We start from the raw sequence: 21,577 nt of genomic DNA on the forward strand, positions 1-21,577 counted from the left end.
CCTTCCCATCCCGAACAGGGAAGTTAAGCCCGTTTGCGCCGATGGTACTGCCACACCAGGTGGGAGAGTAGGTAGCCGCCTTCCTTGGACGCCCCTTGCAACAGCATGGGGCGTCTTTTGTTTCAATCAGTTTGGAAATAACCTTCCCATGGTAAGAAATTTTATTTTTTGCAAAGCTTAGCTTTAACGCAAAACATCTCTTTTCCCGAATCCGTTACCAATAAATCAAACGAACCTTCAGAGACAAGTTTTTTATATATCCGACCTTTATTTTCCTTGGTAGTATCATGGCCTTCTGATGGTATATGAACCACATAATACTTCATGTCAATTTTGTGTTTTCCATTTTTTAAACCGCTAGCGGTTAAAAGGCCATTCCAGAGGGGAGCTGCAGTATTGTAGATATAAAAATCTGTTTCAAGCAATGCTTCGCCAAAACTTCGGTTTCTGTCAAATCTGTCATGTAATTCTTGACCATCACGATTAGCAGATGCTTGTTTCAAACCAGTAAATCCTCTACCTACATTTTCATAAACCCCGATAAGTTCTCCATTTCTATAGTATTCCAACAATGGCCATGAATTTTGATAATCAGGGGATAAACCTTCCTTTATGAAAAGTTCTCGCATGGAATTAGTAGGGTCCTTTAAGACTACCCTAAAATAGATAGGTTCCCCAAGTGTAAATTCGGTTTTAAGACTTGATTCCGGAAGAGTTTTTTTAAGCTCTTCTGACGAGAAAACAATTTCTCCCACATGGTTTTTTTCAAGGGAAGAACGGCTCTCCTCTTCATTGGTGGAGAGTATCTTCATTTGTTGTACTTCCAATTTAAGTTCTTCATGGCTTTGTTCTCCAAAAAGTATAATACCTCCAGTATTTCCTCCCTCATTGAAGAAGTCATATTTCATAAATAAAGCACCATAAGGTTTTCCTTCTTTCGGAGGCGTTATGTAGAAGACTTGTTTGTCTTTTTCATCTCCTATTTTTTCACCATTGGGTCCATACGTAAAAGATGTCTTGGCCTGATAGGGTTCAGAAGTGTCTTGACCATTTTTGTACATCACCTTTTTTGTCCATTTAAAACCATCCTCACTTCTTGCAAGGGTAACAAAAAATTCTATATTCCTTGATTTGTATCCACTCGTGGAGAAATCAAAAAATTCAATTTTGTCATAAATGGGCGAGGAGGTATTGTACTCTTTCATCGCAAAAGGCGTTGCTTGAGAGTTTGGTGCCTCTACCTCTTTTCCAATAGTTTGATTTTCCCCTTCGTAAACAGATTCGATTGATGTATTTCCTTCTTTTTTAGGCTTGTTTTTACCGATTTCTTTTTTCACTTTCCCCAAAAGGCGTTGGGAGTGCAAGGTTTGGTTAAAAGCCGTACCCAAAAACACTACCAAGAAGGTTGAAAGAATAATATTATTTGAATTTGCTTTCATGTTTAAAAGAATTTAAAATTTTGAATGATAGATTTTCCTCGAAATTATTTATGAACAGGCTAAAGTTTCATAGTGAATTGATAGGAAGTTTATTTGAATTGATGGAATGGGGACAAAGTCGAATTTTCGGACATCGTCTCGGCTGTGATTTTACATTTGGGCATAGTTTTTAGCTATCTTTAGCTAAAAACTATGCAGAAGTTCTACCTATTTTTTTTCAGTTTTATTACATCCCTACTTTTGTTTTCACAAGATGGCCAGTTAAAAGCTTTGGTTGGCGGTACTCTGATTGATGGATACGGTGCAGAACCTATTCGAAATAGTGTCATCCTTATTGAAGGGGAACGCATAAAAGCCGTGGGTACACTGGGAACAATCGAAATCCCGGAAAATGCCGAAATTATCTCCACAGAAGGAATGAGTGTCTTGCCTGGATTATGGGATATGCATGTTCACACAATGATAAACGGGCATGCCGATTACAAGTATTGGGATAAAACATATCCTCCTCTTTTTAAGGATGTGATTATGCCTGCATCGGCGCATCAGCTTCTGATGGCCGGTGTTACCAGTGCCCGCGATTTAGGAGCTCCTTTGGAAGAAAGTATAGCCGTGCGAGACGCTATTAAAAATGGGGAGATACCCGGAGCAACCTTATATGTTTCCGGTCCTTTTATTCAGCATAAACCCTATCCAGGTACTGAGGCTTTTCGGTGGGGTGTAAAGGGCCCCGAAGATGGAAAGAAGAAAATCAGGTCTTTGGCCAATGCAGGCGTTGATGTGATCAAATTGATTGACCACGATCAAATGACGATGGAAGAACTACAAGCGGTTGTGGATGAAGCCCATAAGAACAATCTCAAAGTGGTTGCCCATGGACATCGACCTGAAGAGATTCGTAGGGGATTGAAGGTTGATGTGGATTGTTTTGAACATACGGGCCTTTCCTCAGCTCCAAAATACCCGGATGATGTCATGCAGATGATCAAGGAACGTACTGCCCAAATGAACAAAGGTCCCCTTTTTTGGTGTCCTACTGTTGAGGGACTCTACAATTATGAGTATGTAAGGGACAACCCTGAAAAATTGGATAACGATTCTTGGCATTTGGGTTTGCCAGACAGCATAATTGCGGATATCAAGGAAAGTATTAAACATCCGGACAGATTACCTTATTTTCAGTTGACTCCATCCAGACGACCTACTTTGAAAACCAAGATTCATCAATTGTTGGACGCTGGAGTTGTTCTACTGATTGGAACGGACAGCGGGATTCCCATGAAATTCCATAGTCAATCCACTTGGAACGAATTGGATGTTTGGGTGAACGAGTTTGGGATAGACCCCATGTACGCCATTCGTTCGGCAACCTATTGGCCCGCCTTATGGATGGGTGTTGCTGATGAAGTGGGTACCATTACGCCTGGAAAGTATGCCGATATCATAGCTGTAGATGGCGATGTCCTGCGCTATATCAGCTTGTTACAGGACGTAGATCTAGTAATTAAACACGGAAAACGCTATAAATAAAAGCTAAACTTGAAATCCCAATCTGCTACAACCTACGGTATTGAGGAACGTTGGAATGCCTATTCCCACGGATTTGGAATTCTACTGTCTTTGATCGGATTGCTTTTTTGGTTGAATCATTTTCAAGGAAGATCGCTTGAATTTAAGTCTGGCATAATCATTTATAGCGCTTCGCTGATTCTGCTTTTTACCGCATCAACAGTGTATCATGCGGTTGACGACGCAAGAACTAAGCGTAAACTTCGAGTGTTGGACCATATCAGTATTTATTACCTGATTGCCGGCACCTACACCCCGGTCTGTTTGCTCGCCTTGCAGGAATCCAAAGGTTCGCTGTTATTAATAATTGTATGGGGTATGGCACTCTTCGGAACCCTACTAAAATTGTTTTTTACTGGGAAATTTGAGGTTTTTTCTTTACTACTTTATGCGTTTATGGGCTGGTCTATCGTTATCGATTTTAATTTTTTAAAGGAGGTCCTTTCTAGCAGTGGCCTGTTTTATTTAGGTCTTGGAGGAGCATTTTATACTGTGGGAATTTTGTTTTATGCCATTCGTAAGATTCCCTATAATCATTTGATATGGCACTTCTTTGTTTTGGGTGGTGCCATAAGTCATTGGATTATGATTTATAAAGAAATGTTTTAGTCCACCAACCAATCATCCACAGCTCCGTGAATGTTGGATTCACTATTCAAAAAGATTGATTCGATTGTGTTTGAAACCGAAAATGGTCTTTTGTTGCTGGAAATTATTTTTTCTAGGTAATCATTAAAATCAATTATGTTTTCATATCGTTTTATTTCCACTTGTCTTACTTGTAGATCGCGGGTTGAAAAAGCATCATAGAATTCCCATGATTTAATTTCTTCAGGAATTTCAGGGATATTTACTTCATTGGCTAGTTGGCTGTCAAAGATTAATTCCCAGCTATATGGAATATAATTTGCGTCCACAATTTGAGAACCAAGAATTACCTTGCCCAAGACCTCATTAGTACTGTTTTTTTCTATCGAAATGTTTCTTTCAGAAACTGTATAATCCAGTGTCCAATCCAATGTTGTAACTGAACTAACTGGTATGCCGATACGATTGGTGTAATATCCATCTATGGTCACCTCGTAGGAGTATTGATCAAAGATGTCGTTAAAAATGTAAGTTGAATTCAAGTTGTCGGGAGCACTGCTTTTTCCGGTATCTATTAGATGATAGAAATTATTTTCAAAATCATTTTGACCAAAATAACCAACCAATCTAAAATTGGTATAATCTATAGGAAGACCTGATGCTTTGTTCATTTGAATTGTTCTATTTTCTAGTCCTTGATCGGTAAAAAGATTTGGCGTAAAAATGAAGTCTTCGGCAGTATCCCAATCCAGGGTGAGATATCTATATGGAACTTCAGAATCTTTCATGGTCAAATACAAGAAGTCTGAGGAAACATCGTCGCAGCTAACACATTCAAATCTATCTATTTGAACGCTATTGAAACTGGAATAATCTATGCTTGCAATATAGGCAATACCAAAACCACTAAGAACTATATCTGAAAGGGTATCAAATCCGGTGGCTTGAAAACTTTGGTTACCAGGTCGGAGTTCATATTGTGGATACGTATCTAGATTGATTTCCGGAAGGGACCCAGTCGTAAGATTACTTATTGTGCTAAATCGAGCGATACCCAAATCGTTTAATTCCGCAAAGGTCAGCATGAACATATCGGTGCTTGAGAAACTAGCTGTGGTACTTAGTATGATACTAGTATCGTTAGTTTGTACCCGTTCTATTCCCAAAACTTCGCCGTTCAAAGAGGAGGCAAATACGTAAAATTCAACTATATCCGAATTTAAAGGTTGATTTGGTGGAAAATTAATGGTAATTAAAGGAGTTTTGTTTTCAATATTTATGAGTTGTTCTTTTGAACTGGTATTTCCTGAAGTATCGGTTACCGTAATTTTTAATGTGTAATTCTTGAATTTGGATGTTTGAGCCAGTTTTGATTCAAATCCAGTCACGTCTATAACTATTTGATAGGGGGCTGAAGTATCTTCTCCAACTTTTTGGTCATCAATAAAGGCTTCAACCTTTGCAACACCACCAGCATCCCGCGCATCTACATTAATTATGATTTCGTTGCTCACCACAATAGGGGTGGAACCACTGCTGGTTGCGCCCGCTATATTGAAATCTACCGTTGGCGCTTGCGTATCCGGTTGAGGGGTTTCTTCTCCAGAATCTGAGGAACATGATAAAAAGAACAATAAAAATAAAGATAGAAGGGCAGGAAATATTTGATTCTTCATGGATGAGTTTAGTTATAGCCAACATAATAGTGGTTGAGACACTCCACAGTACTTCCCGAATAGGCCAATTGTATCCTTTTTGTGAAAAAGCCGTTGTGTCAAAATCGAGAATATGACAATTAGTTGAAGTGGAAGTTTTCAAAATTGAAAAATCCTCCGGTAACACTCAATTTTGATTCTACAATATCTGATATATTGTCATGCTCCTTTTGATTTTTTATAACAGTATCCAGATATTCCTCATATGTGGAAATATTGTCAAACGAAGTGATTTGAATTTGCTCTACGTTTAAGGTGCCTTCTTGATTGGCGGCGTAGAAATCCAAATCAGATAAGTCATCAGGAAGATCTGGAAAGACAATCTCGGAAGTATTTTGACTATCGAATAAGACCGTCATAACATAGCTATCACCACTAGTGGGTCTTAACAAAATTCGCCCTAGTCGGTGGTCCGCACCAGTTGTGGTTAAGGAAAGCGTATTGCCTGTCTGAATATTTGAAATAGTCCAATCTGGCACTGTGTATGTTTCTGGCGGAACCCCTCTTCTAATCGTATAATAGTCGCCAATTGCCAACGTATGGGAATAGTTGCTGAACGAATTGTTTAGGTAATACTGGTATACGCCCCCGAATATTAAAGGAGGGGTCTGACTGTAAATTCTATGAAAAATTCCTTCAGAAAAATCTTGGGGGGAATCGTAGCCATCTATGTTTAAGACGGGAAGACTAAATTCAAGTGCATTCACTATTGAAAAAGTCGGGGTTTCCAAGTCAATGTCAGTAATCATATCTGAACGGTTTAGACTAAAGGTTCCATCAACGGGTAAGGTTAATTTGTAATAAGCATAATCAATATCTGTGAGTTGAGAACTATACAGATAATAATAATCCCGACTAATTGAATCATCTCGGTCAAAAATATTCATATTCGGATTTTGTTCTGAAGGAAAATGACTTATCGCATAACCTTCACCATCGCCTGAAACCGATTCAACCAGCCCAAAGCCATTAGTATCAAATTGAGTAAGTTGCCCCACGTTATTCGGCCTTAAATTGAAAACCATTTGACTTAATGAGTTTCTAGAAATATCTTGGATGTTTGTCACCCTACTTTTTGCTCCATCGGGAGTGTTTTCAACTGCGAGATAGGTAATCATATATTTTTGTTCCGGAGTAAATTCACCCGGAGCATACAACGTAATAGCGTCTTCACCCAGTTCCACTGACTTCGAAACAATCATAGAACCATCATCAGAATTTGAGGCGAAAATCCAAAAACTGGTCCAGAATTGACTTAAAAAACCCTCTGGAAGAGTGACTTCCATAAGAAGTCTAAGAACTTCTGTGTCGATTTCCAGAATACTTTGGTTTCCTAGGTTATCAGTGGCAACAAAGGAAAACACAGCATCACCAGTTGGGTAGTTTTCAGGATTAAAATCGAACTCCACACTTATTGGATTTTCGTAGAGTTGAATTTGTTCACCTCTAAAAAGTACTTCCAAAGAAATAGCTTGTGAATATTCATCGCTTACATTTGGTTTTATGTTCAACAGGTTATCAAGAATCTGATTTTCTTCTAAGGTATCAATACTTATTTCTGGACCAGTATTATCTGAAATGAAATTTACACTATAGGCCGCTGTGTTATCTGCCAAATCCTTTGCTTCGAGTCTAAGCAAATTTTGACCATCCGAGAGAGCCAGGGTATTGATATTTAATTCATAGACCTCAGTATCAAACTCTTGAACAACCTCATTATTCAAATAGGCAATCACAGATACTAGGCCTTCATTGTCACTTACGTTGAAAGTGACCATATTTGAGTCCCCGTTGATCACTGTCCCTTCTTCAAGTGAGACTTCGGTAATACTTGGAAGCAAATTATCAATATTTATAGTTTGCTCTTTTGATGTTACATTTCCTGCGGCATCCGTTACAGATACTTTCAAGGTATAGTCCCTAAATTTTTGGGTCAATCTTATTTTAGATTCAAACCCCGAGACATCAATTCGAATTTGAAAGGGAGCCGTGGTGTCTTCTCCTTGTTTTTGATTATCAATAAAGGCCTCTACCTTAGATATAGTTCCATTATCCTGAGCATCAACATTAACGATGATTTCATTGCTTACCACAATGGGTCCTGTACTACCGCTAGGTGATCCCGCTATGCTGAAATCTACTATCGGTGCTTGCGTATCCGGTTCAGGGGTTTCCTCCCCAGAATCAGAAGAACATGATAAAAAGAACAATAAAAAAAAAGATAGAAGGGTAGGAAATATTTGATTCTTCATAGTTGAGTTTGGTTACAACTAATATAACAGGAATTTGAAAATATTAAAACACTCTTATGAAGATAAACTGATAATATCGATGAATAGACGGTTGGGTGATGAAATTAAAAGTATGACTTTCCATTTCAAAAAAGTTAGGGGGCAGACTTATAAAAAATACGCCAAGACCACTCCAACCATAATTACTCCTAGCTTTTTGAAGTCCAAGGAATGATCTTTGGAGCTCTCAAATAAAATAATGGTCGATACATGGAGAAAAACACCAATGGCTATTGCGGTTATCTGACTTCCAAAAGATGCAATCAAGTTTGTTTGCGTTGCCAGATAAGTGCCCAAAGGTGTTATCAGTGAAAAGGCAGCGATGAAAATGAGGGTATTCACTGGTTTTATCTTGGAATTAATCAAGAAAGTACTTAAAATAATGGCTACAGGAAGCTTATGGATGATAATTCCATATAAAATTGAATTTCCCTCTTCAATGGGCACGCCTTCAACAAGGGCATGCAACGATAGGCTTATAAATAATATAATGGGAAAATTGGATTTTTTAACTTGAATGTGCGTATGACCGTGCTCAGCACCTTTGGAAAAAAATTCCAAAAAGATTTGAAGCAAAATACCAACCAAAATGTAGACCGCTATCTCCTTACTATTTTCGGATTCATATACTTCCGGCAGCAATTCGAAAAAAGTCAATGCCAACAAAAATGCACCACTAAAGGCCAAGAGTAGTTGTATGCCCTTCGGACTTTTGGGCTTCAAAAAAATGGCAACAATATAACCGACCCAAACCGAAATTACGGGAAGTATGAAAATCATAAAACTGGGAAAACATTGATGGGTTGCAAGGGGTAAAAATAACCTATTTTTACCAAAAGCATTGGAATATCTATGGCAGGAAATTTTAGGATGTCAGCCAAGACCTTTTATGGTTTGGAACCTGTTTTGGCCCAAGAACTTAGGAATTTAGGGGCAGGAAGGGTTGAAGAGGGTCCTCGAATTGTTTCCTTTGATGGGGATTTGGGTTTTTTATACAAGGCCAACCTATGTTTAAGAACGGCTTTGCGGGTATTACGACCTATAAAGACTTTTCAGGTGTACCATGTCAAGGACTTGTACGATCAAGTTTATGTATTGGATTGGCCCAGTTATTTTGACTCAGATAAGACCTTTGCCATTGATACCACTATGAACTCCAGGGTGTTCAACAACTCTATGTTCGTATCACAAAAGGCCAAGGATGCCATTGTGGACAAATTTCGTAGTGTGGAACGAAAAAGACCTAACGTAAACTCACAGAATCCCGATATCCGTATCAACATACATCTGTTTAAAAACACCTGTACAGTTTCTTTGGATAGTTCTGGAGAGTCTCTTCATCAAAGGGGATATCGGATTGCTACCAATATAGCACCTATAAATGAGGTGCTTGCAGCTGGAATGCTATTGTTGAGTAGATGGGATGGACAAAGTGATTTTCTGGACCCTATGTGCGGCAGCGGAACAATTTTGATTGAGGCCGCAATGATTGCCTGTAATGTTCCTGCCAACATTAACAGGGAGCGATTTTCATTCTTGGATTGGAAGGATTTTGATAAGGAACTTTACGAAAAGATAAGGTCTGCAAGTTTGAAGAAAATCCGACCTTTTGAACACAAGATTATTGGATACGACAAGGCGCCTTCAGCGATTCGAAAGGCACAGGAAAATGTGGATAAGGCCAACCTTTCGGAATTTATTGAACTTGCTCGCAAGGATTTCTTTAGGACCGAAAAACCCGTTGAATCTCTGCTCCATATGGTATTCAACCCGCCCTATGGAGAAAGATTGACCATAGATGCCGATCTTTTCTATGAAAAAATTGGGGATACCTTGAAGCAGGGTTATCCAGGAACCAATGCTTGGTTTTTAACCTCGAACATGGAAGCTTTGAAGCGAGTTGGACTTAAACCAACAAGAAGAATAAAGCTCTTTAATGCAAAACTGGAATCCCGATTGGTGCACTACGAAATGTACGAGGGAAGCCGAAAGAAAAATAAAACAGAATGAAACCAAAACATAAAGCCTTACTTTTCAATTTTATCGCTTTCGTGGTGTTGTTCCTTTTCATACGTCTGCTATTAGGATATTTTCTGCCTCTCAATCGAATTTTTCTTGCGGTCACTTCTGCGATTGCCGCCAATATTTTAGCTCCGAAATTTGGGGCTATAGAAACGGAGGAAGGAGAAAAGATATTGATGAAATGGATTTTCATCAAAGGAATGCGGGAAATAAAATAAGACTTCTGCTGAAGTAGACGCTATTCAGGTTCCTCAGCTTTTTTTCGCTTGGTTTTTTTGTAAAGGGGAATGAAATATGAAATGGTGTAGTTGTATCCAACCCCAAAGTTGCTCGCATCAGTTACTTTGTTAAAACCCGGAATCCAAAGGTTGGGGAAACGGTCCGATTCATCATTGGTTACCAAAAATCCAACACGTACGCTAAGGCCAATATAAATATTGGCAAAAAGTTCAGCTTTTACTCCGGCGACAAATTCAAGCCACGAGGCACTTCGGCCACTAAATTCCTCTCCTTCCAGAGCTCCCGGCAAAAAGCCATCGGGAACGAATAAACGGTTGCTATCAAATATTTGATATTCGTTTAGGGTCTGGCTAAAGGTGGCGAATGAATAACGACCTCCAATACTGATCAAGTTATCCATCCCAAACCAATTTTGATAGGTGTTTAAATCAACCCCTAATTTTATGTAGCTGCCCGAGGTGGTATAGTTGTAGAGTGGAGTTCCGCCCAAATCTTCCGTTTGTGTTTTTTCCTCATTTCCCAACTCGGCTGCGAGATATAATTTATCGGTCAATCGGTAATCACCGACCAATTCCAAGCCTGTATAATCCTCATCGGCAAAGGATAGGACCAAACGACTCAAATCCACACCCACTCTTAACCCATATTGCTCCTTGTATTGCACACTATCTTGGGGAGCGGGGTTTTGATTGGACTCTTGACCCAGCACCAGCATGGGCAAGAGAAGGAAAAGACTAATGAAATATCTTGACATGAATATTATTGGAATTTTCTATGGTTGTCTGCACAATTCGAATATCCTGAATCCAATTGGCTCCATTTGGAGATAACGCTACGGATAAATCGTCATAGTTGGCCACAAAGCCACATGCTCTGGAGATAAACGCCTCCCGAGTCGTATAGGATATCGTCAATGAATCAATACTTCCCGTTTCCGCTCCTGAGGTTTCATCATCTGCTGATTCCGTAATAAATGTGAACCCAGTGCTAGAAGAATCAATACGCAAAGGAACGGCAATGGAATCCAAGGAACTAGAGCGGTCCGCAATCGTATTGATGTTCGTATCCAAAACCACCTCTCGGATTCGTAGGGAAGGCACGGTTTTGGACAAAGTGGTATCGGCACTATCAAAAAAACCGATTACCAAAAGAGGCGTATCGGCATCTACACAGATATCGTCCTTTTCACAGGAGGCTATGGTAATAAATAAGATTGTAATAAAGAGTACTGGGAGTATTTTTTTCATTCTGAAGCAAAAACTGTACATCTCAAAAATTATACCCGTTTCTCCAAAAGTACAACATTTTCCACGTGATGGGTCTGGGGAAACATGTCCACGGGTTGCACCTTCATGATTTGATAGTCATCTTTCAGGAGTGCTAGATCCCTAGCTTGTGTTGCACTATTACAACTCACATAAACAATCCTTTGTGGGCTTGCGTTCAAGAGTTGGGTAACTACCTCTTTATGCATACCATTTCGGGGAGGGTCGGTAATTACAAGGTCGGGGCGCCCATGCTGTTCAATGAAATCCTCTTGGAATACGTTCTTCATATCGCCAACAAAAAATTCAACATTCGAAATATTGTTGTTCAATGCATTGGCCCTAGCGTCATCAATAGCTTCAGGTACCGATTCCACACCTATAACCTTTTTAGCTTCTTTAGCCACGAACTGTGCAATAGTGCCTGTACCGGTATATAGATCATAGACCAATTCGTTACCTGTAAGTCCGGCAAAATCACGGGTGATTTTGTAAAGTTCGTAAGCTTGTGCCGAATTGGTTTGATAAAAAGACTTTGCGTTGATTTTGAACTCTAGCCCCTCCATTTCCTCCAAAATATAATCCCTTCCCAAAAAACAACGGATTTCCAAATCATAGAGGGTGTCGTTACCCTTAGTGTTGATGGTGAACAATAAAGATGTAATCTCGGGAAAAGTTTTTTGAATATGGTTCAGAAGCTGTTCACGCTTTTCCGAATGATCCTCATAAAATTGTAGAAGGACCATAATTTCGCCGGTGGATGCAGTTCGAATCATAAGGGTGCGCAACATCCCCTCCTGTTTACGTGGGTTGAAGAAAGATAGCCCATGCTCAACGGCATAGCTTTTGATTTCCAAACGGATGGCATTGGAAGGGTCTTGTTGTAAATGGCACTTACGGATATCCAGAATTTTATCCCACATTCCGGGAATATGAAATCCCAAGGCATTTCTGTCCTCAATGGTTGTCTCAGAACTAATTTCCTCTTCGGTCAGCCATCGACTATCAGAAAAGGAAAACTCCATTTTATTTCTATAGAAATATTGATTTTCAGAACCAAGAATTGGAGATATCTCCGGCAATTCAAGGTTGCCAATCCGTTGAAGATTGTTCTCAACTTCTTTTTGCTTGAAAAAAAGTTGGTGCTCATAGCCCATATTTTGCCATTTGCATCCTCCGCACGTACCAAAATGTTCGCAAACAGGGTCGGTACGCCTATCGGAAAGTTGATGGAATTTTGTAGCGACCCCTTCAAAATATGCTTTTCTTTTTTTCGTGGTGGTTACATCCACCACATCACCAGGAACAGCATTTGCCAGAAAAATAACCCGGCCATCGGGAGCCTTGGCCACGGCCTTTCCTTTGGCGCCAGCATCAATTACTTCAACCTGATGAAAGGTTTGCCTTTTATTTCTTTTTCGCATGAGGCAAATGTAAATTCTTTTGGTTGTTCGGCCATTGTTAAAGTTATATTTAAGGATGTAGGGAAGTGTCAAATTCCTCCTGATAGTATCTTAATTTTTTTTACGTTACTTCAAATATTTGTAATTTTCCCACTCTTCTAGGGATGATTTCTCTCCCACGCTGAATTTTCGAGACTTCGAAAGGAAAAAGGTATAGCAGGAATGGTTATTTTATTAATTAAAGCACAATTAAAATGGCTGTTTTAGAACATTTAACATCGCAAGAAGCGATAGACCTAGAAAACAAGTACGGAGCGCAAAACTATCATCCACTTCCGGTCGTCTTAAGCAAGGGCGAAGGGGTGTATGTATGGGATGTGGAAGGTAGAAAGTATTATGATTTTTTGTCCGCCTATTCCGCAGTGAACCAAGGGCATTGTCATCCTAAGATCATAGGTGCCCTAAAGAACCAAGCAGATCAGCTTACGTTGACCTCACGGGCATTTTACAATGACATGTTGGGCAAGTTTGAAGAGTTTGCGACGCAATTTTTTGGTTTCGACAAATTGTTGCCCATGAACACGGGTGCTGAAGCAGTTGAGACAGCAATCAAACTTGCCAGGAAATGGGGGTACGAAAAGAAGGGTATCCCTGCCAATCAGGCAAAGATTGTGGTTTGTCAAAACAATTTTCACGGACGGACCATTTCCATCATCTCCGCCTCCAATGATCCTATTGCAACAGAGAACTTTGGACCTTTTACACCAGGCATTATTTCTATTCGATATAATGACATCAATGCTTTACAGGAGGTTCTGAAAGATGAAAACATTGCAGCGTTCTTAGTGGAACCTATTCAAGGTGAAGCGGGAGTGTATGTGCCCGACGAAAATTACATCAAGGAAGCATTTGATTTGTGTAAGGCCAAGAACGTACTTTTTATGGCTGATGAAGTTCAAACTGGTATCGCACGTACGGGCAGATTGCTTGCTACCTGTGGCAATTGTTCATGTCCTGATAAAAACTGTTCGGGGACTCCGGATGTGAAGCCCGATGTTCTGATATTGGGCAAGGCAATTTCTGGAGGGGTTTTGCCAGTTTCCGCAGTGTTGGCCAACAATGAAATTATGGAGGTAATTCGTCCGGGCAACCATGGCTCAACCTTTGGGGGCAACCCATTATCTTGTGCAGTGGCTATGGCTGCTTTGGAGGTGGTCAAAGAGGAACGACTTGCCGAAAACGCGAGTACATTGGGTCAGCTGTTTAGGGAAGAGATGGAGAAGCTTATTGAGGAAACCGATTTGGTACGTCTTGTACGTGGGAAAGGACTTCTCAATGCTATTGTAATAAACGATTCTGAGGATAGCTCCACGGCATGGGATATTTGCATGGCGCTAAAAGAAAATGGCTTGTTGGCAAAACCTACCCATGGCAATATTATTCGTTTTGCCCCACCTTTGGTCATGAACCAGGAGCAACTATTGGAATGTGTTGCCATTATATCTAAGACGATCAAGGAATTTGAGAAATAAAAAAAGCCCCTTTAAAAGGGGCTTTCTTACACCTATTAAATTCATCACGGAGCTGCTGAAGTACCGTTCTTTGATTTTGATCTTCGTAGTTGACGCTGTATTTTTCTAATGGCCGATTCTATTGATTTTTCGGGCTCAATAATATTGTATTCTCCCCAGAAATCCGGATCGGAGAAACCAACGGCCTCCTCACTTAAAATAATGGATTTTTTAATCCGCTCCTTATTTTTTGGATATGCCCCGCTTACATTCTTTTCCCAATCCGTCACGGCCATTTCTGCGGTCATGGTGTAGACAGAATTGAACAATTTATCCTCCCAATCGACTTTAAATTCCAAAAGCACATTGCTATACCCGTAGTACCATCTACCACCTTTCTCTCGATAATCCACGCGATAAGCAACTTCGGTAGGCCAAACATCGACTTGGGCGGGCTTTCTTCGCACAAAGAGCTTTGAGGCCTTAACCTTGTCTGTTATGTTCAGGGTATAGATCGCACTGGTAAGGGTTCTGTTCTCCACATCAATAAACAACTCTCCTTGGTACAAGGGCTCAACAATTCCTGGCAGCTGATTAAACCTGATCACATAAATCAGCTTGTCGTTGATTCGTGTGGAACGACTGAAAGAGAAATTGTAGTTGTCCATAAGGCCATCGGCAAAAATATATTCAGGATACTTCATAATGTCGACATAGAGGGCATTGAAAGGGCCTCCCTGTAATTTAAGTGCCACTGTATCCAATTTGCTATAATCGGTACTCTTTCTGGCCTTGTACAGCTCTACAGCATCTTTTCGTTGCGAATTATAGGGTGACTTGTAGATGTTGACCACGGCTTCGGAAAGAGAAACATTCTTTCTACGTTTTTTAATGGTTTCGCGATAGAATGCAGTCATCAAGGTAGGGTCATCAAAATAATTGTCCCCTTTTCTTGCCAAAGTCTCCTGAACCAATGCTCGTGCGTCCCTTGGTGCATTTACATCAACCTCCGATAATTGGGTTACCGAAATGGAAAGGGCAATACGGTTTTTGTTAGTCTTCAAGTTTGTAAGAGGAATGGTTTTACTTTCATATCCCAAAAAGGATACAATGACGTTGGAAGCTGTATTGCTCTCTGGAATTTTCAAAAGGAATTCTCCCTCGGTATTGGTAATGGTGCTGATATTGGTTCCTTCCAAAGCCAAAGTGGCAAAGATCAACGGTTTATTGGTTGACTGGTCTACGACCTCTCCCTTATATTGTTTGAATTTTTCCTGTTGCCCGTCTTGAAATGCGTGAGTGGAGCTTGGTATGGCCAACAAGGCGAAAAACAGGCTCAATATTGTGTACGATACGTTATTATTTTTAAACATACTTTCTGTTGTTTTCGATTTAAATCTACTACTCTAATTTAATGATTTTTAATGATATAAGATGAATTAACAATTCTGGTCACAAAAATAACGAATGCTGTCTTCCTTCGAATTGATCAGTATCAGTTTACTTCCCTAAAGGTAGTTATAGTCTTAAAAATTCTGTATCTCCTTACAAACATTTACGGTTTATTTTCCAAAATCATGAGGCTTCTTTTACCAAAAGGTATTCAGAGGGGTTCTGACCCTCAAACTTTTTGAATGCTTTATAAAAAGAAGCTCTGTTATTAAAACCGCAATCATATGCAATTTGGGTCATAGTGCTCTTTTGTGAACCTAAGGTCATAAGACGCTTGGCCTCCTTGATTCGATGTTGGTTGATAAAATCAAAAAAGGACAGATTAAAATGTTGATTGATAATTTGGGAGGTATGGTTCCTTGAAAGATTGAGCATCCTGGCCACATCATCAAGTCGGAGGGTGTTCTCTAGAAAGATTTTGTCGTTTTCCATGATTTGAAGCAATCTGCCCTTCATCTCTAGGGAAAGGGCGTTCGAAAGTCCAGTTTTACGATACTTTACAAATGGAATGACCTCTTTAATGGTCTTGCCCTCGAAAATTTCGGGCTGTACGAATCCAAAAAAACTGAGCATCGCAATAAAAAATACAATGACCATGTCGACAAAATAATCGTAGTTCGGGTTCATTATTTGAAGCCGGGTCAGGTAAATGTAGCTTGCAAAGGCAAGAACAAAACCCATATAAGACCCAACAAACCACTTCAACCATTTGTTCTCATTGAAGCTTGGTGTTCTCCGAGGTCCAAAGTCAATATATGTAAGTATACCGTAAAAGGCCATGAGCAGAATAACAGCATCAATACTGAATGAGGGTAACCACGTATGAGCTCCGAATTGCCCAGTTTCAATTACCTCCAGCTTTGTTGTGGCGTCCAACAGGTAAAAAGGACCGTTCAAGACTACAATGGTTAAAACAGGTATCAAAAAAAGGAAGTCTGTCCTTTGAAAGCCTTGGTTTTGGGTCACATTTCGCACATAGATGTAAAGCAGAGGACCGTAAACCATCCACAAGGGAAACTGAGTGAACGTAAGATGAACAAAGGCCTCATCGTTCAAGTATCCTGACCACTTTAGGCAATTATTCAGAAGCTCGTATGAAAACAATAGGGTGTAAATCCCAAGAAGAGTATTGGCAAATCGATTTCCTTTGGTTTTGAAAAAAAACAAGACACCAATGCCCATGCCAAGGGCCGTGAAAAACAAAAAAAGCAGAATGTGCCAAGCCATATCTATACCTTTGATTTCAAAGATACAGCTAAGGTGAATTTTAGTGTCTCTTAGTGTAGGGACTTACAAAAGAGCGTTATTTTTGGCCTTAGTCCAACATGAAAAGCGCATTGGCAAAAAAGAGTTTTCCGTTTTCCCAGAAACCTCTAAACAGAGGATTGTCCACCATATAGACCACTTGACCTTTCCCTACGGATTCTGCTCCGAAAATCAAGGATTTTTGAACTTTCTTTTGGGCATCACTCCCCGCAAAACCAGAAACAGGTTTCACGGTGTCCTCTAGGTAGGCGGCATTACCCGACTTAAGGTAATCATAACTGGAGTTGCCCAACTTTAAGGTGAAATAGTCTTTGCCATAACCATAGGCGAGGGGGTGCGTATTATCGACTGTGGCCTTAAATATAGCACCAGTAATGGCGTTTTTTATCCGTTCACGTTGCCTATTTTTATGTAGTTTGGGCTTGCTTGTGGTAGTATCCTTTTTGGACTCCTTCTTTTTTATGCCAAATCCATTTTCACCTCCCATGGAGGCTATGGCACCACCCATTGCTATGAGCTTTCCTCCATCGGATACCCAAGCTTTGAGTTTTTTCAACTGACTTTCGTTGAGAAATTCCTTATAATTTCCGCCCGGTAAAATGAGAATGTGGTACGATTTTAAGTCTACAGATTTGTAATAATCGGTATCCAGAACTGTCAAGGGATAACCCAATTGTTGCTCGAAGAAATGCCATATTTCGCCAAATCGGAGGGTTGAGGTGGGTTTTCCCGATAGGATGGCGACCTTGGGTTTTTTTATCATTTTTACATAGCGGGAGCCAAAGTCTTTTCCTGAATCCACAAAACCAGTTGGGGTTATTTCCAAAGAAACAGCGTGCTTAGCTGAAATGCGTTTAAGTTTTGGAATGAAGTTTTTGGTGTTTTTGTTATCCGCTGTCGTGATGATGAGCCCTCCTCTTTCAAAGGATTTGTCTTCTATTTTGAAGGGATGATTTGTTTTTCGTACACGTATGCCTTCTTTTAACAAGTCGGCCAAAAACCGGGCATCCCTCATGCTGCTCCAGTCTGATAAGAATGCATAGGTGCCCTCTTTTATGATCCCCGCTGATATGGTATTGCTTGAATTGGAAGAAGGCGTAAAGCTGATATTGCTCATGGAGGCCACAGCGTCCAGTCCATAAGCATAGGGTAGTGACCATGCAGTGATATCATAGGTCAAAGAATCGCTAAGTTTCGATTTAGGCTCAAACAATACCTTGACCAAAGTTCCTTTAGTTTGGTTGGTTGACACCACCAAAGTGTTTTCTGTGATGTTTGCGTTGCCGCTAACTCCAGTACTATAATTATAACCCTTAACTGAACCCTTGGTATTGGCGTACCCAAACTCTATTTCGTGGGCTCTTAAAAGTTTTTCCAAAGCTTTTCTTTTATCACCATCGCCATTTAGGGCGTAGCTTTTGTACTTAAAGTTCTTCTTTTGATAGAATTTTTCGAACTCCGAATTCAGTTTTTCAGCATTTTTGGACGAAACTTCCACGGTGGACATACCTGTGGTGAAGTGATGGGAAATTCTATCCTTCAGGGTAAGGGTATCCCCAATTTTGGTAATCACGCCAAGGCCTGCTCTTCCGCTTCCACCCTGTTCATAGGTCATACCGATAGCTCCATTATAGGTTGGGTAGGTATCCCCATAACTTGGATAGAACAAGTCAAATATTTCCTTGGTAAAATAGAACCAACCGTTGGCATCAAAGTATTTCGCGTGGTTTTTTCCCAAAGTGACCTGAAATTCCCGCTGAAAATCGGTAATCACTTCGTGATAAGGCTCCGCGGCAGGAGCAAAATAATAAGGATTGTCCACGCCTTGTTCATGAAAATCAACATGTACATGGGGCAACCACTGATTGTACACTTTTAAGCGTTGCTGGCTTTCCACTTGGGTCAACCAGGCCCAATCCCGATTGAGATCGAACATATAGTGATTGCTACGGCCATTCCACCAACCTTCATGATGCTCTTTGCTATTGGGATCTACTTGATTGGGGGAATTTTTATATTGGTTGTACCAGTTGCTATAGCGGTCACGACCATCTGGATTTATACAAGGGTCGATAATTACCACCGTATTTTCAAGGTAGGCACTCTTATTGGTGAGCAACTCGTAAATTGTTTGCATAGAGGCCTCCGTACTCACACTTTCATTTCCATGTACGTTATAACTGAGCCATACTATTGCTTTTTCGGCCTTATTGGCTTCCCCTTGGGCTGATTTTAGATGCTCTTTTCTAATATTTTCCAAGTCCGAAATATTTTCTGGAGAACTCACATATACCAATAAAAGGGGCCGTCGCTCATTGGTTTTTCCGTAGGAAGTCAATTGTACACGCTCGGGTGCTTGTTGGGCCAAATAAGTATAATAATCTACTACTTCATGGTGTCTTGTAAATTCTGTACCCAATTCATAGCCAAAAAACTCAGAAGGGGATTTGATGTTTTGGGAAGACAGACTAAAGGAAATAAGGCAAAAGGAGACGAGTAAAAGTCTTTTCATGCGTCAGCAGTTAGTTGATAACCAAAGCTAGCAATAAAATCCAAAACGGCAATCTGCACCTCGTTAGGTGGACAAATCGATAAAAAGTAATTAACGTATTTTTAGGAAGAGTAAAAAAGAAGAGATTTATCTTTAGCACGTTTTTACTGTTTTTAATGGATGTAGATTGTATACCCTTTAGGGAGACCGGTTATTTTTCCAAGTTAATTTGCGATTATATCGACCAAAAAAGGGAATTGGCCCCTTTTTACAACAGATTTCCCTCTATGGAAGCTTTCAAAGACCAAATTGAGGAGAAAAAGGCCAACTACCCATCCAAAAACCGAAAGGTCCTTGTTGACCAACTTCAAGCCCAATATGCGCATCTGGAGATATCAAAAGCAACCCAGAAAAACATTGATGCATTAAAACAGGAAACAACCTTTACGGTGGTCACTGGTCACCAATTGAATTTGTTCACGGGCCCGCTATACTTTCTATATAAGATCGTATCAACCATAAATCTTGCAAAACAGCTCAAAAAGAAATATTCGAAGTACAATTTTGTGCCGGTGTATTGGATGGCCACGGAGGACCATGATTTTGATGAGATAAACTACTTCAATTTTAAAGGGCAAAAAGTACAATGGAACCGAGATGCCTCCGGTGCCGTCGGTGAGTTAGACACAGAGGGTCTTGATGCATTGTATGAAACTTTTTCAGGAGAACTTGGAGTTTCAAAGAATGCGGATGAGCTCAGGGATTTATTCAAAAATACCTATTTGGAGCACAATAATCTTACCGAGGCGACCCGATTTTTGGCCAATGCCCTTTTTGGAAAGCACGGTCTGGTCATTTTGGATGGCAATGATAAAGGTTTGAAGCAATTGTTGGTGCCCTATGCTGAAAAAGACATTTTTGAAAATATTCCCTATCAAAAAGTTACTGAATCCATGGAGAACTTATCAAAGGTCTCTTCGCACTATAAGATTCAGGTGAATCCGCGGGAAATCAACTATTTCTACTTAGATGAAGGCATAAGGGAGCGCATCGTTCAAACGAATGGAAAGTATGAAGTAAATTCTATGAACATTCAATTTTCCAAAGAAGAGTTAAAAAAAGAACTCATGGAGAATCCTGAGCGATTTTCGCCAAACGTAATTGCCAGACCCCTTTTTCAAGAAATCATATTGCCCAATTTGTGTTATATCGGGGGAGGAGGTGAACTGGCCTATTGGTTGGAACTGAAATCCTACTTTGATGCCATGGGAATCACCTTTCCGATGTTACTTTTGCGGAACTCCGTGCTTTTTATAACTCAAAAACAGGCAAAAAAGGTCGACAAGCTTGCTCTAAAGGTATCCGACTTGTTCTTAAAGCAACATCAGTTTATCAACAAGAAAATTCGGGAGATTTCAAATATTGACATTGATTTTGGACCGCAGAAGAAACATCTTGAAGCACAATTTGATGCTTTGTACGAATTGACAGAAAAGACGGACAAAACGTTTTTAGGAGCTGTTAAGGCCCAAGAGGTGAAACAAAAGAATGGATTGGATGCCTTGGAGAAACGATTGCTTCAAGCCCAAAAAAGGAAACTAAAAGACCATGTGGTTCGGATGACCGATATTCAAAACGCACTTTTTCCCAATCAATCCCTTCAAGAAAGACAGGCGAATTTTTCGGAGTTGTACCTCGAACTGGGAGAGGACCTCATTGCTGAGTTGATGAAGCATTTAGACCCATTGGAGCAGTCTTTTCTTGTGTTAAGGCACTAAATAGTTGCCTTCCCAACCTGTACCTTTTTTAATGAATTTTGCTCTAGTGTGATGGGTGCGTCCCAATTTTAAAAAATCAATTTCCTCTGGAACGATATGAACGATGGCGAAATGCTCTGTGCCTCTTAAATATTCTATCTCCTCGGGGTCCTTTATCGGAGATCCAGGGGTTTGACTGGCCGTGTAATCTTTTCTGGCATTTAATTGGACTCCGCTCCAATACTTTTTTAGAATCGCCGGGTCAGTTTCAACCGATGCTTTTCCCATTATTGTGAGCTGCCATAACTTTTTGGGATGATAAAAAAGTGCAGAAACCGACGGTTTTTCCTTTATCTCCTTCATTTTGGTGGAACGATTGTCTGTATAAAAGGTTAAGCATAAATCTTTCGTCACCTTTCGAAGTACTACGGTTCTTAGTCCGAGGCCGTTTTTCAGTCCATGTGTAGCCAAGGTAAAATAACGAAATGGATGCTTCTTTTTAGAGGTTCCCAACCTTAATTCAGTGGTTAATTCGTCCAGTAAAGTTTGAATCATGCCCCAAGAAAAC

The 21,577-nt window shown here is 40.1% G+C and carries 17 protein-coding genes and 1 rRNA gene; 7 read left to right on the plus strand and 11 right to left on the minus strand.

Annotated elements, in window-relative coordinates; translation table 11 throughout:
* A 5S ribosomal RNA gene (gene rrf / locus EW142_RS00005) occupies positions 1–84 on the plus strand; the annotation flags it as partial.
* Positions 85–161: 77 nt separating this feature from the next.
* On the opposite strand, the gene EW142_RS00010 is transcribed toward rrf, so the two are convergent.
* Positions 162–1,439 (minus strand): hypothetical protein, encoded by a 1,278-nt coding sequence (locus tag EW142_RS00010; protein WP_130607873.1) that lies wholly within the window; start codon positions 1,437–1,439, stop codon positions 162–164.
* A gap of 192 nt (positions 1,440–1,631) precedes the next feature.
* On the opposite strand from EW142_RS00010, the gene EW142_RS00015 reads away from it, so the two are divergent.
* The gene (locus tag EW142_RS00015; RefSeq protein ID WP_130607876.1) at positions 1,632–2,969 is read left to right on the plus strand and encodes an amidohydrolase family protein; all 1,338 of its coding nucleotides are present in this window, start codon (positions 1,632–1,634) and stop codon (positions 2,967–2,969) included.
* 9 nt (positions 2,970–2,978) lie between these two features.
* The gene (gene trhA, locus EW142_RS00020) at positions 2,979–3,617 is read left to right on the plus strand and encodes a PAQR family membrane homeostasis protein TrhA (RefSeq protein ID WP_240740118.1); all 639 of its coding nucleotides are present in this window, start codon (positions 2,979–2,981) and stop codon (positions 3,615–3,617) included.
* Here trhA and EW142_RS00025 read toward each other — a convergent pair.
* From EW142_RS00025 to EW142_RS00035, 3 genes are all read right to left on the minus strand, one after another.
* Positions 3,614–5,272, minus strand: a complete 1,659-nt coding sequence (locus EW142_RS00025) for an Ig-like domain-containing protein (RefSeq protein ID WP_130607879.1) — start codon at positions 5,270–5,272, stop codon at positions 3,614–3,616. The genes trhA and EW142_RS00025 overlap by 4 nt on opposite strands.
* 119 nt (positions 5,273–5,391) lie before the next feature.
* Positions 5,392–7,563, minus strand: a complete 2,172-nt coding sequence (locus tag EW142_RS00030) for an Ig-like domain-containing protein (RefSeq protein ID WP_130607882.1) — start codon at positions 7,561–7,563, stop codon at positions 5,392–5,394.
* A 147-nt stretch (positions 7,564–7,710) separates the two neighbouring features.
* Positions 7,711–8,382, minus strand: coding sequence for a ZIP family metal transporter (locus tag EW142_RS00035; protein ID WP_130607885.1), 672 nt, complete (start codon positions 8,380–8,382; stop codon positions 7,711–7,713).
* Positions 8,383–8,454: 72 nt separating this feature from the next.
* Between EW142_RS00035 and EW142_RS00040 the strand changes: the two genes are divergently transcribed.
* On the plus strand, positions 8,455–9,612 hold the full coding sequence (locus EW142_RS00040) for a THUMP domain-containing class I SAM-dependent RNA methyltransferase (RefSeq protein ID WP_130607888.1): 1,158 nt from the start codon (positions 8,455–8,457) through the stop codon (positions 9,610–9,612).
* Positions 9,609–9,842 carry a hypothetical protein gene (locus EW142_RS00045; protein WP_130607891.1) on the plus strand — a complete coding sequence of 78 codons (234 nt, stop codon included), beginning with the start codon at positions 9,609–9,611 and terminating at the stop codon, positions 9,840–9,842. Before EW142_RS00040 ends, EW142_RS00045 begins: the two co-directional genes overlap by 4 nt.
* A gap of 20 nt (positions 9,843–9,862) precedes the next feature.
* Here the strand turns inward: EW142_RS00045 and EW142_RS00050 are convergent, their stop codons facing one another.
* From EW142_RS00050 to rlmD, 3 genes are read right to left on the minus strand one after another with little or no spacing between them, the layout of a single operon-like run.
* Complete coding sequence (locus tag EW142_RS00050) at positions 9,863–10,618, minus strand: DUF6048 family protein (protein ID WP_130607894.1); 756 nt, start codon at positions 10,616–10,618, stop codon at positions 9,863–9,865.
* Positions 10,599–11,111, minus strand: a complete 513-nt coding sequence (locus EW142_RS00055; RefSeq protein ID WP_130607897.1) for a DUF6452 family protein — start codon at positions 11,109–11,111, stop codon at positions 10,599–10,601. Before EW142_RS00055 ends, EW142_RS00050 begins: the two co-directional genes overlap by 20 nt.
* A gap of 29 nt (positions 11,112–11,140) precedes the next feature.
* On the minus strand, positions 11,141–12,553 hold the full coding sequence (rlmD, locus tag EW142_RS00060; RefSeq protein ID WP_130607900.1) for a 23S rRNA (uracil(1939)-C(5))-methyltransferase RlmD: 1,413 nt from the start codon (positions 12,551–12,553) through the stop codon (positions 11,141–11,143).
* 233 nt (positions 12,554–12,786) lie between these two features.
* Here rlmD and rocD point away from each other — a divergent pair, with 233 nt between their 5' ends.
* On the plus strand, positions 12,787–14,064 hold the full coding sequence (rocD, locus tag EW142_RS00065) for an ornithine--oxo-acid transaminase (protein ID WP_130607903.1): 1,278 nt from the start codon (positions 12,787–12,789) through the stop codon (positions 14,062–14,064).
* Positions 14,065–14,108: 44 nt separating this feature from the next.
* Here rocD and EW142_RS00070 read toward each other — a convergent pair whose 3' ends face one another.
* The 3 genes from EW142_RS00070 to EW142_RS00080 form a co-directional block, all read right to left on the minus strand.
* The gene (locus EW142_RS00070) at positions 14,109–15,416 is read right to left on the minus strand and encodes a carboxypeptidase-like regulatory domain-containing protein (RefSeq protein WP_130607906.1); all 1,308 of its coding nucleotides are present in this window, start codon (positions 15,414–15,416) and stop codon (positions 14,109–14,111) included.
* Between the two features lie 202 nt (positions 15,417–15,618).
* Positions 15,619–16,722 (minus strand): helix-turn-helix domain-containing protein, encoded by a 1,104-nt coding sequence (locus EW142_RS00075; RefSeq protein ID WP_130607909.1) that lies wholly within the window; start codon positions 16,720–16,722, stop codon positions 15,619–15,621.
* A gap of 88 nt (positions 16,723–16,810) precedes the next feature.
* Positions 16,811–19,273: a M14 family metallopeptidase gene (locus EW142_RS00080; RefSeq protein ID WP_130607912.1), complete on the minus strand. Its 2,463-nt coding sequence runs from the start codon at positions 19,271–19,273 to the stop codon at positions 16,811–16,813.
* A gap of 155 nt (positions 19,274–19,428) precedes the next feature.
* Between EW142_RS00080 and bshC the strand changes: the two genes are divergently transcribed.
* Positions 19,429–21,030, plus strand: coding sequence for a bacillithiol biosynthesis cysteine-adding enzyme BshC (gene bshC, locus EW142_RS00085; protein WP_130607915.1), 1,602 nt, complete (start codon positions 19,429–19,431; stop codon positions 21,028–21,030).
* Here bshC and EW142_RS00090 read toward each other — a convergent pair.
* Entirely contained in the window at positions 21,019–21,564 is a 546-nt protein-coding gene (locus EW142_RS00090; RefSeq protein ID WP_130607918.1) for a pyridoxamine 5'-phosphate oxidase family protein, read from the minus strand. The genes bshC and EW142_RS00090 overlap by 12 nt on opposite strands.
* Positions 21,565–21,577: the final 13 nt, after the last annotated feature.

Origin of the sequence: Flagellimonas allohymeniacidonis, from assembly GCF_004296335.1 — a bacterium.
Classification (GTDB): Bacteria; Bacteroidota; Bacteroidia; order Flavobacteriales; family Flavobacteriaceae; genus Flagellimonas; species Flagellimonas allohymeniacidonis.

Bases quoted from the DNA above. Each gene is read 5' to 3' on its own strand.
- EW142_RS00075 (WP_130607909.1), bottom strand. From the start codon at position 16,722: ATGGCTTGGCACATTCTGCTTTTTTTGTTTTTCACGGCCCTTGGCATG.
- EW142_RS00040 (WP_130607888.1), top strand. From the start codon at position 8,455: ATGGCAGGAAATTTTAGGATGTCAGCCAAGACCTTTTATGGTTTGGAA.
- EW142_RS00055 (WP_130607897.1), bottom strand. From the start codon at position 11,111: ATGAAAAAAATACTCCCAGTACTCTTTATTACAATCTTATTTATTACC.
- EW142_RS00050 (WP_130607894.1), bottom strand. From the start codon at position 10,618: ATGTCAAGATATTTCATTAGTCTTTTCCTTCTCTTGCCCATGCTGGTG.
- rocD (WP_130607903.1), top strand. From the start codon at position 12,787: ATGGCTGTTTTAGAACATTTAACATCGCAAGAAGCGATAGACCTAGAA.
- bshC (WP_130607915.1), top strand. From the start codon at position 19,429: ATGGATGTAGATTGTATACCCTTTAGGGAGACCGGTTATTTTTCCAAG.
- EW142_RS00090 (WP_130607918.1), bottom strand. From the start codon at position 21,564: ATGATTCAAACTTTACTGGACGAATTAACCACTGAATTAAGGTTGGGA.
- EW142_RS00015 (WP_130607876.1), top strand. From the start codon at position 1,632: ATGCAGAAGTTCTACCTATTTTTTTTCAGTTTTATTACATCCCTACTT.
- EW142_RS00070 (WP_130607906.1), bottom strand. From the start codon at position 15,416: ATGTTTAAAAATAATAACGTATCGTACACAATATTGAGCCTGTTTTTC.
- rlmD (WP_130607900.1), bottom strand. From the start codon at position 12,553: ATGCGAAAAAGAAATAAAAGGCAAACCTTTCATCAGGTTGAAGTAATT.
- EW142_RS00035 (WP_130607885.1), bottom strand. From the start codon at position 8,382: ATGATTTTCATACTTCCCGTAATTTCGGTTTGGGTCGGTTATATTGTT.
- EW142_RS00025 (WP_130607879.1), bottom strand. From the start codon at position 5,272: ATGAAGAATCAAATATTTCCTGCCCTTCTATCTTTATTTTTATTGTTC.
- EW142_RS00045 (WP_130607891.1), top strand. From the start codon at position 9,609: ATGAAACCAAAACATAAAGCCTTACTTTTCAATTTTATCGCTTTCGTG.
- EW142_RS00010 (WP_130607873.1), bottom strand. From the start codon at position 1,439: ATGAAAGCAAATTCAAATAATATTATTCTTTCAACCTTCTTGGTAGTG.
- EW142_RS00030 (WP_130607882.1), bottom strand. From the start codon at position 7,563: ATGAAGAATCAAATATTTCCTACCCTTCTATCTTTTTTTTTATTGTTC.
- EW142_RS00080 (WP_130607912.1), bottom strand. From the start codon at position 19,273: ATGAAAAGACTTTTACTCGTCTCCTTTTGCCTTATTTCCTTTAGTCTG.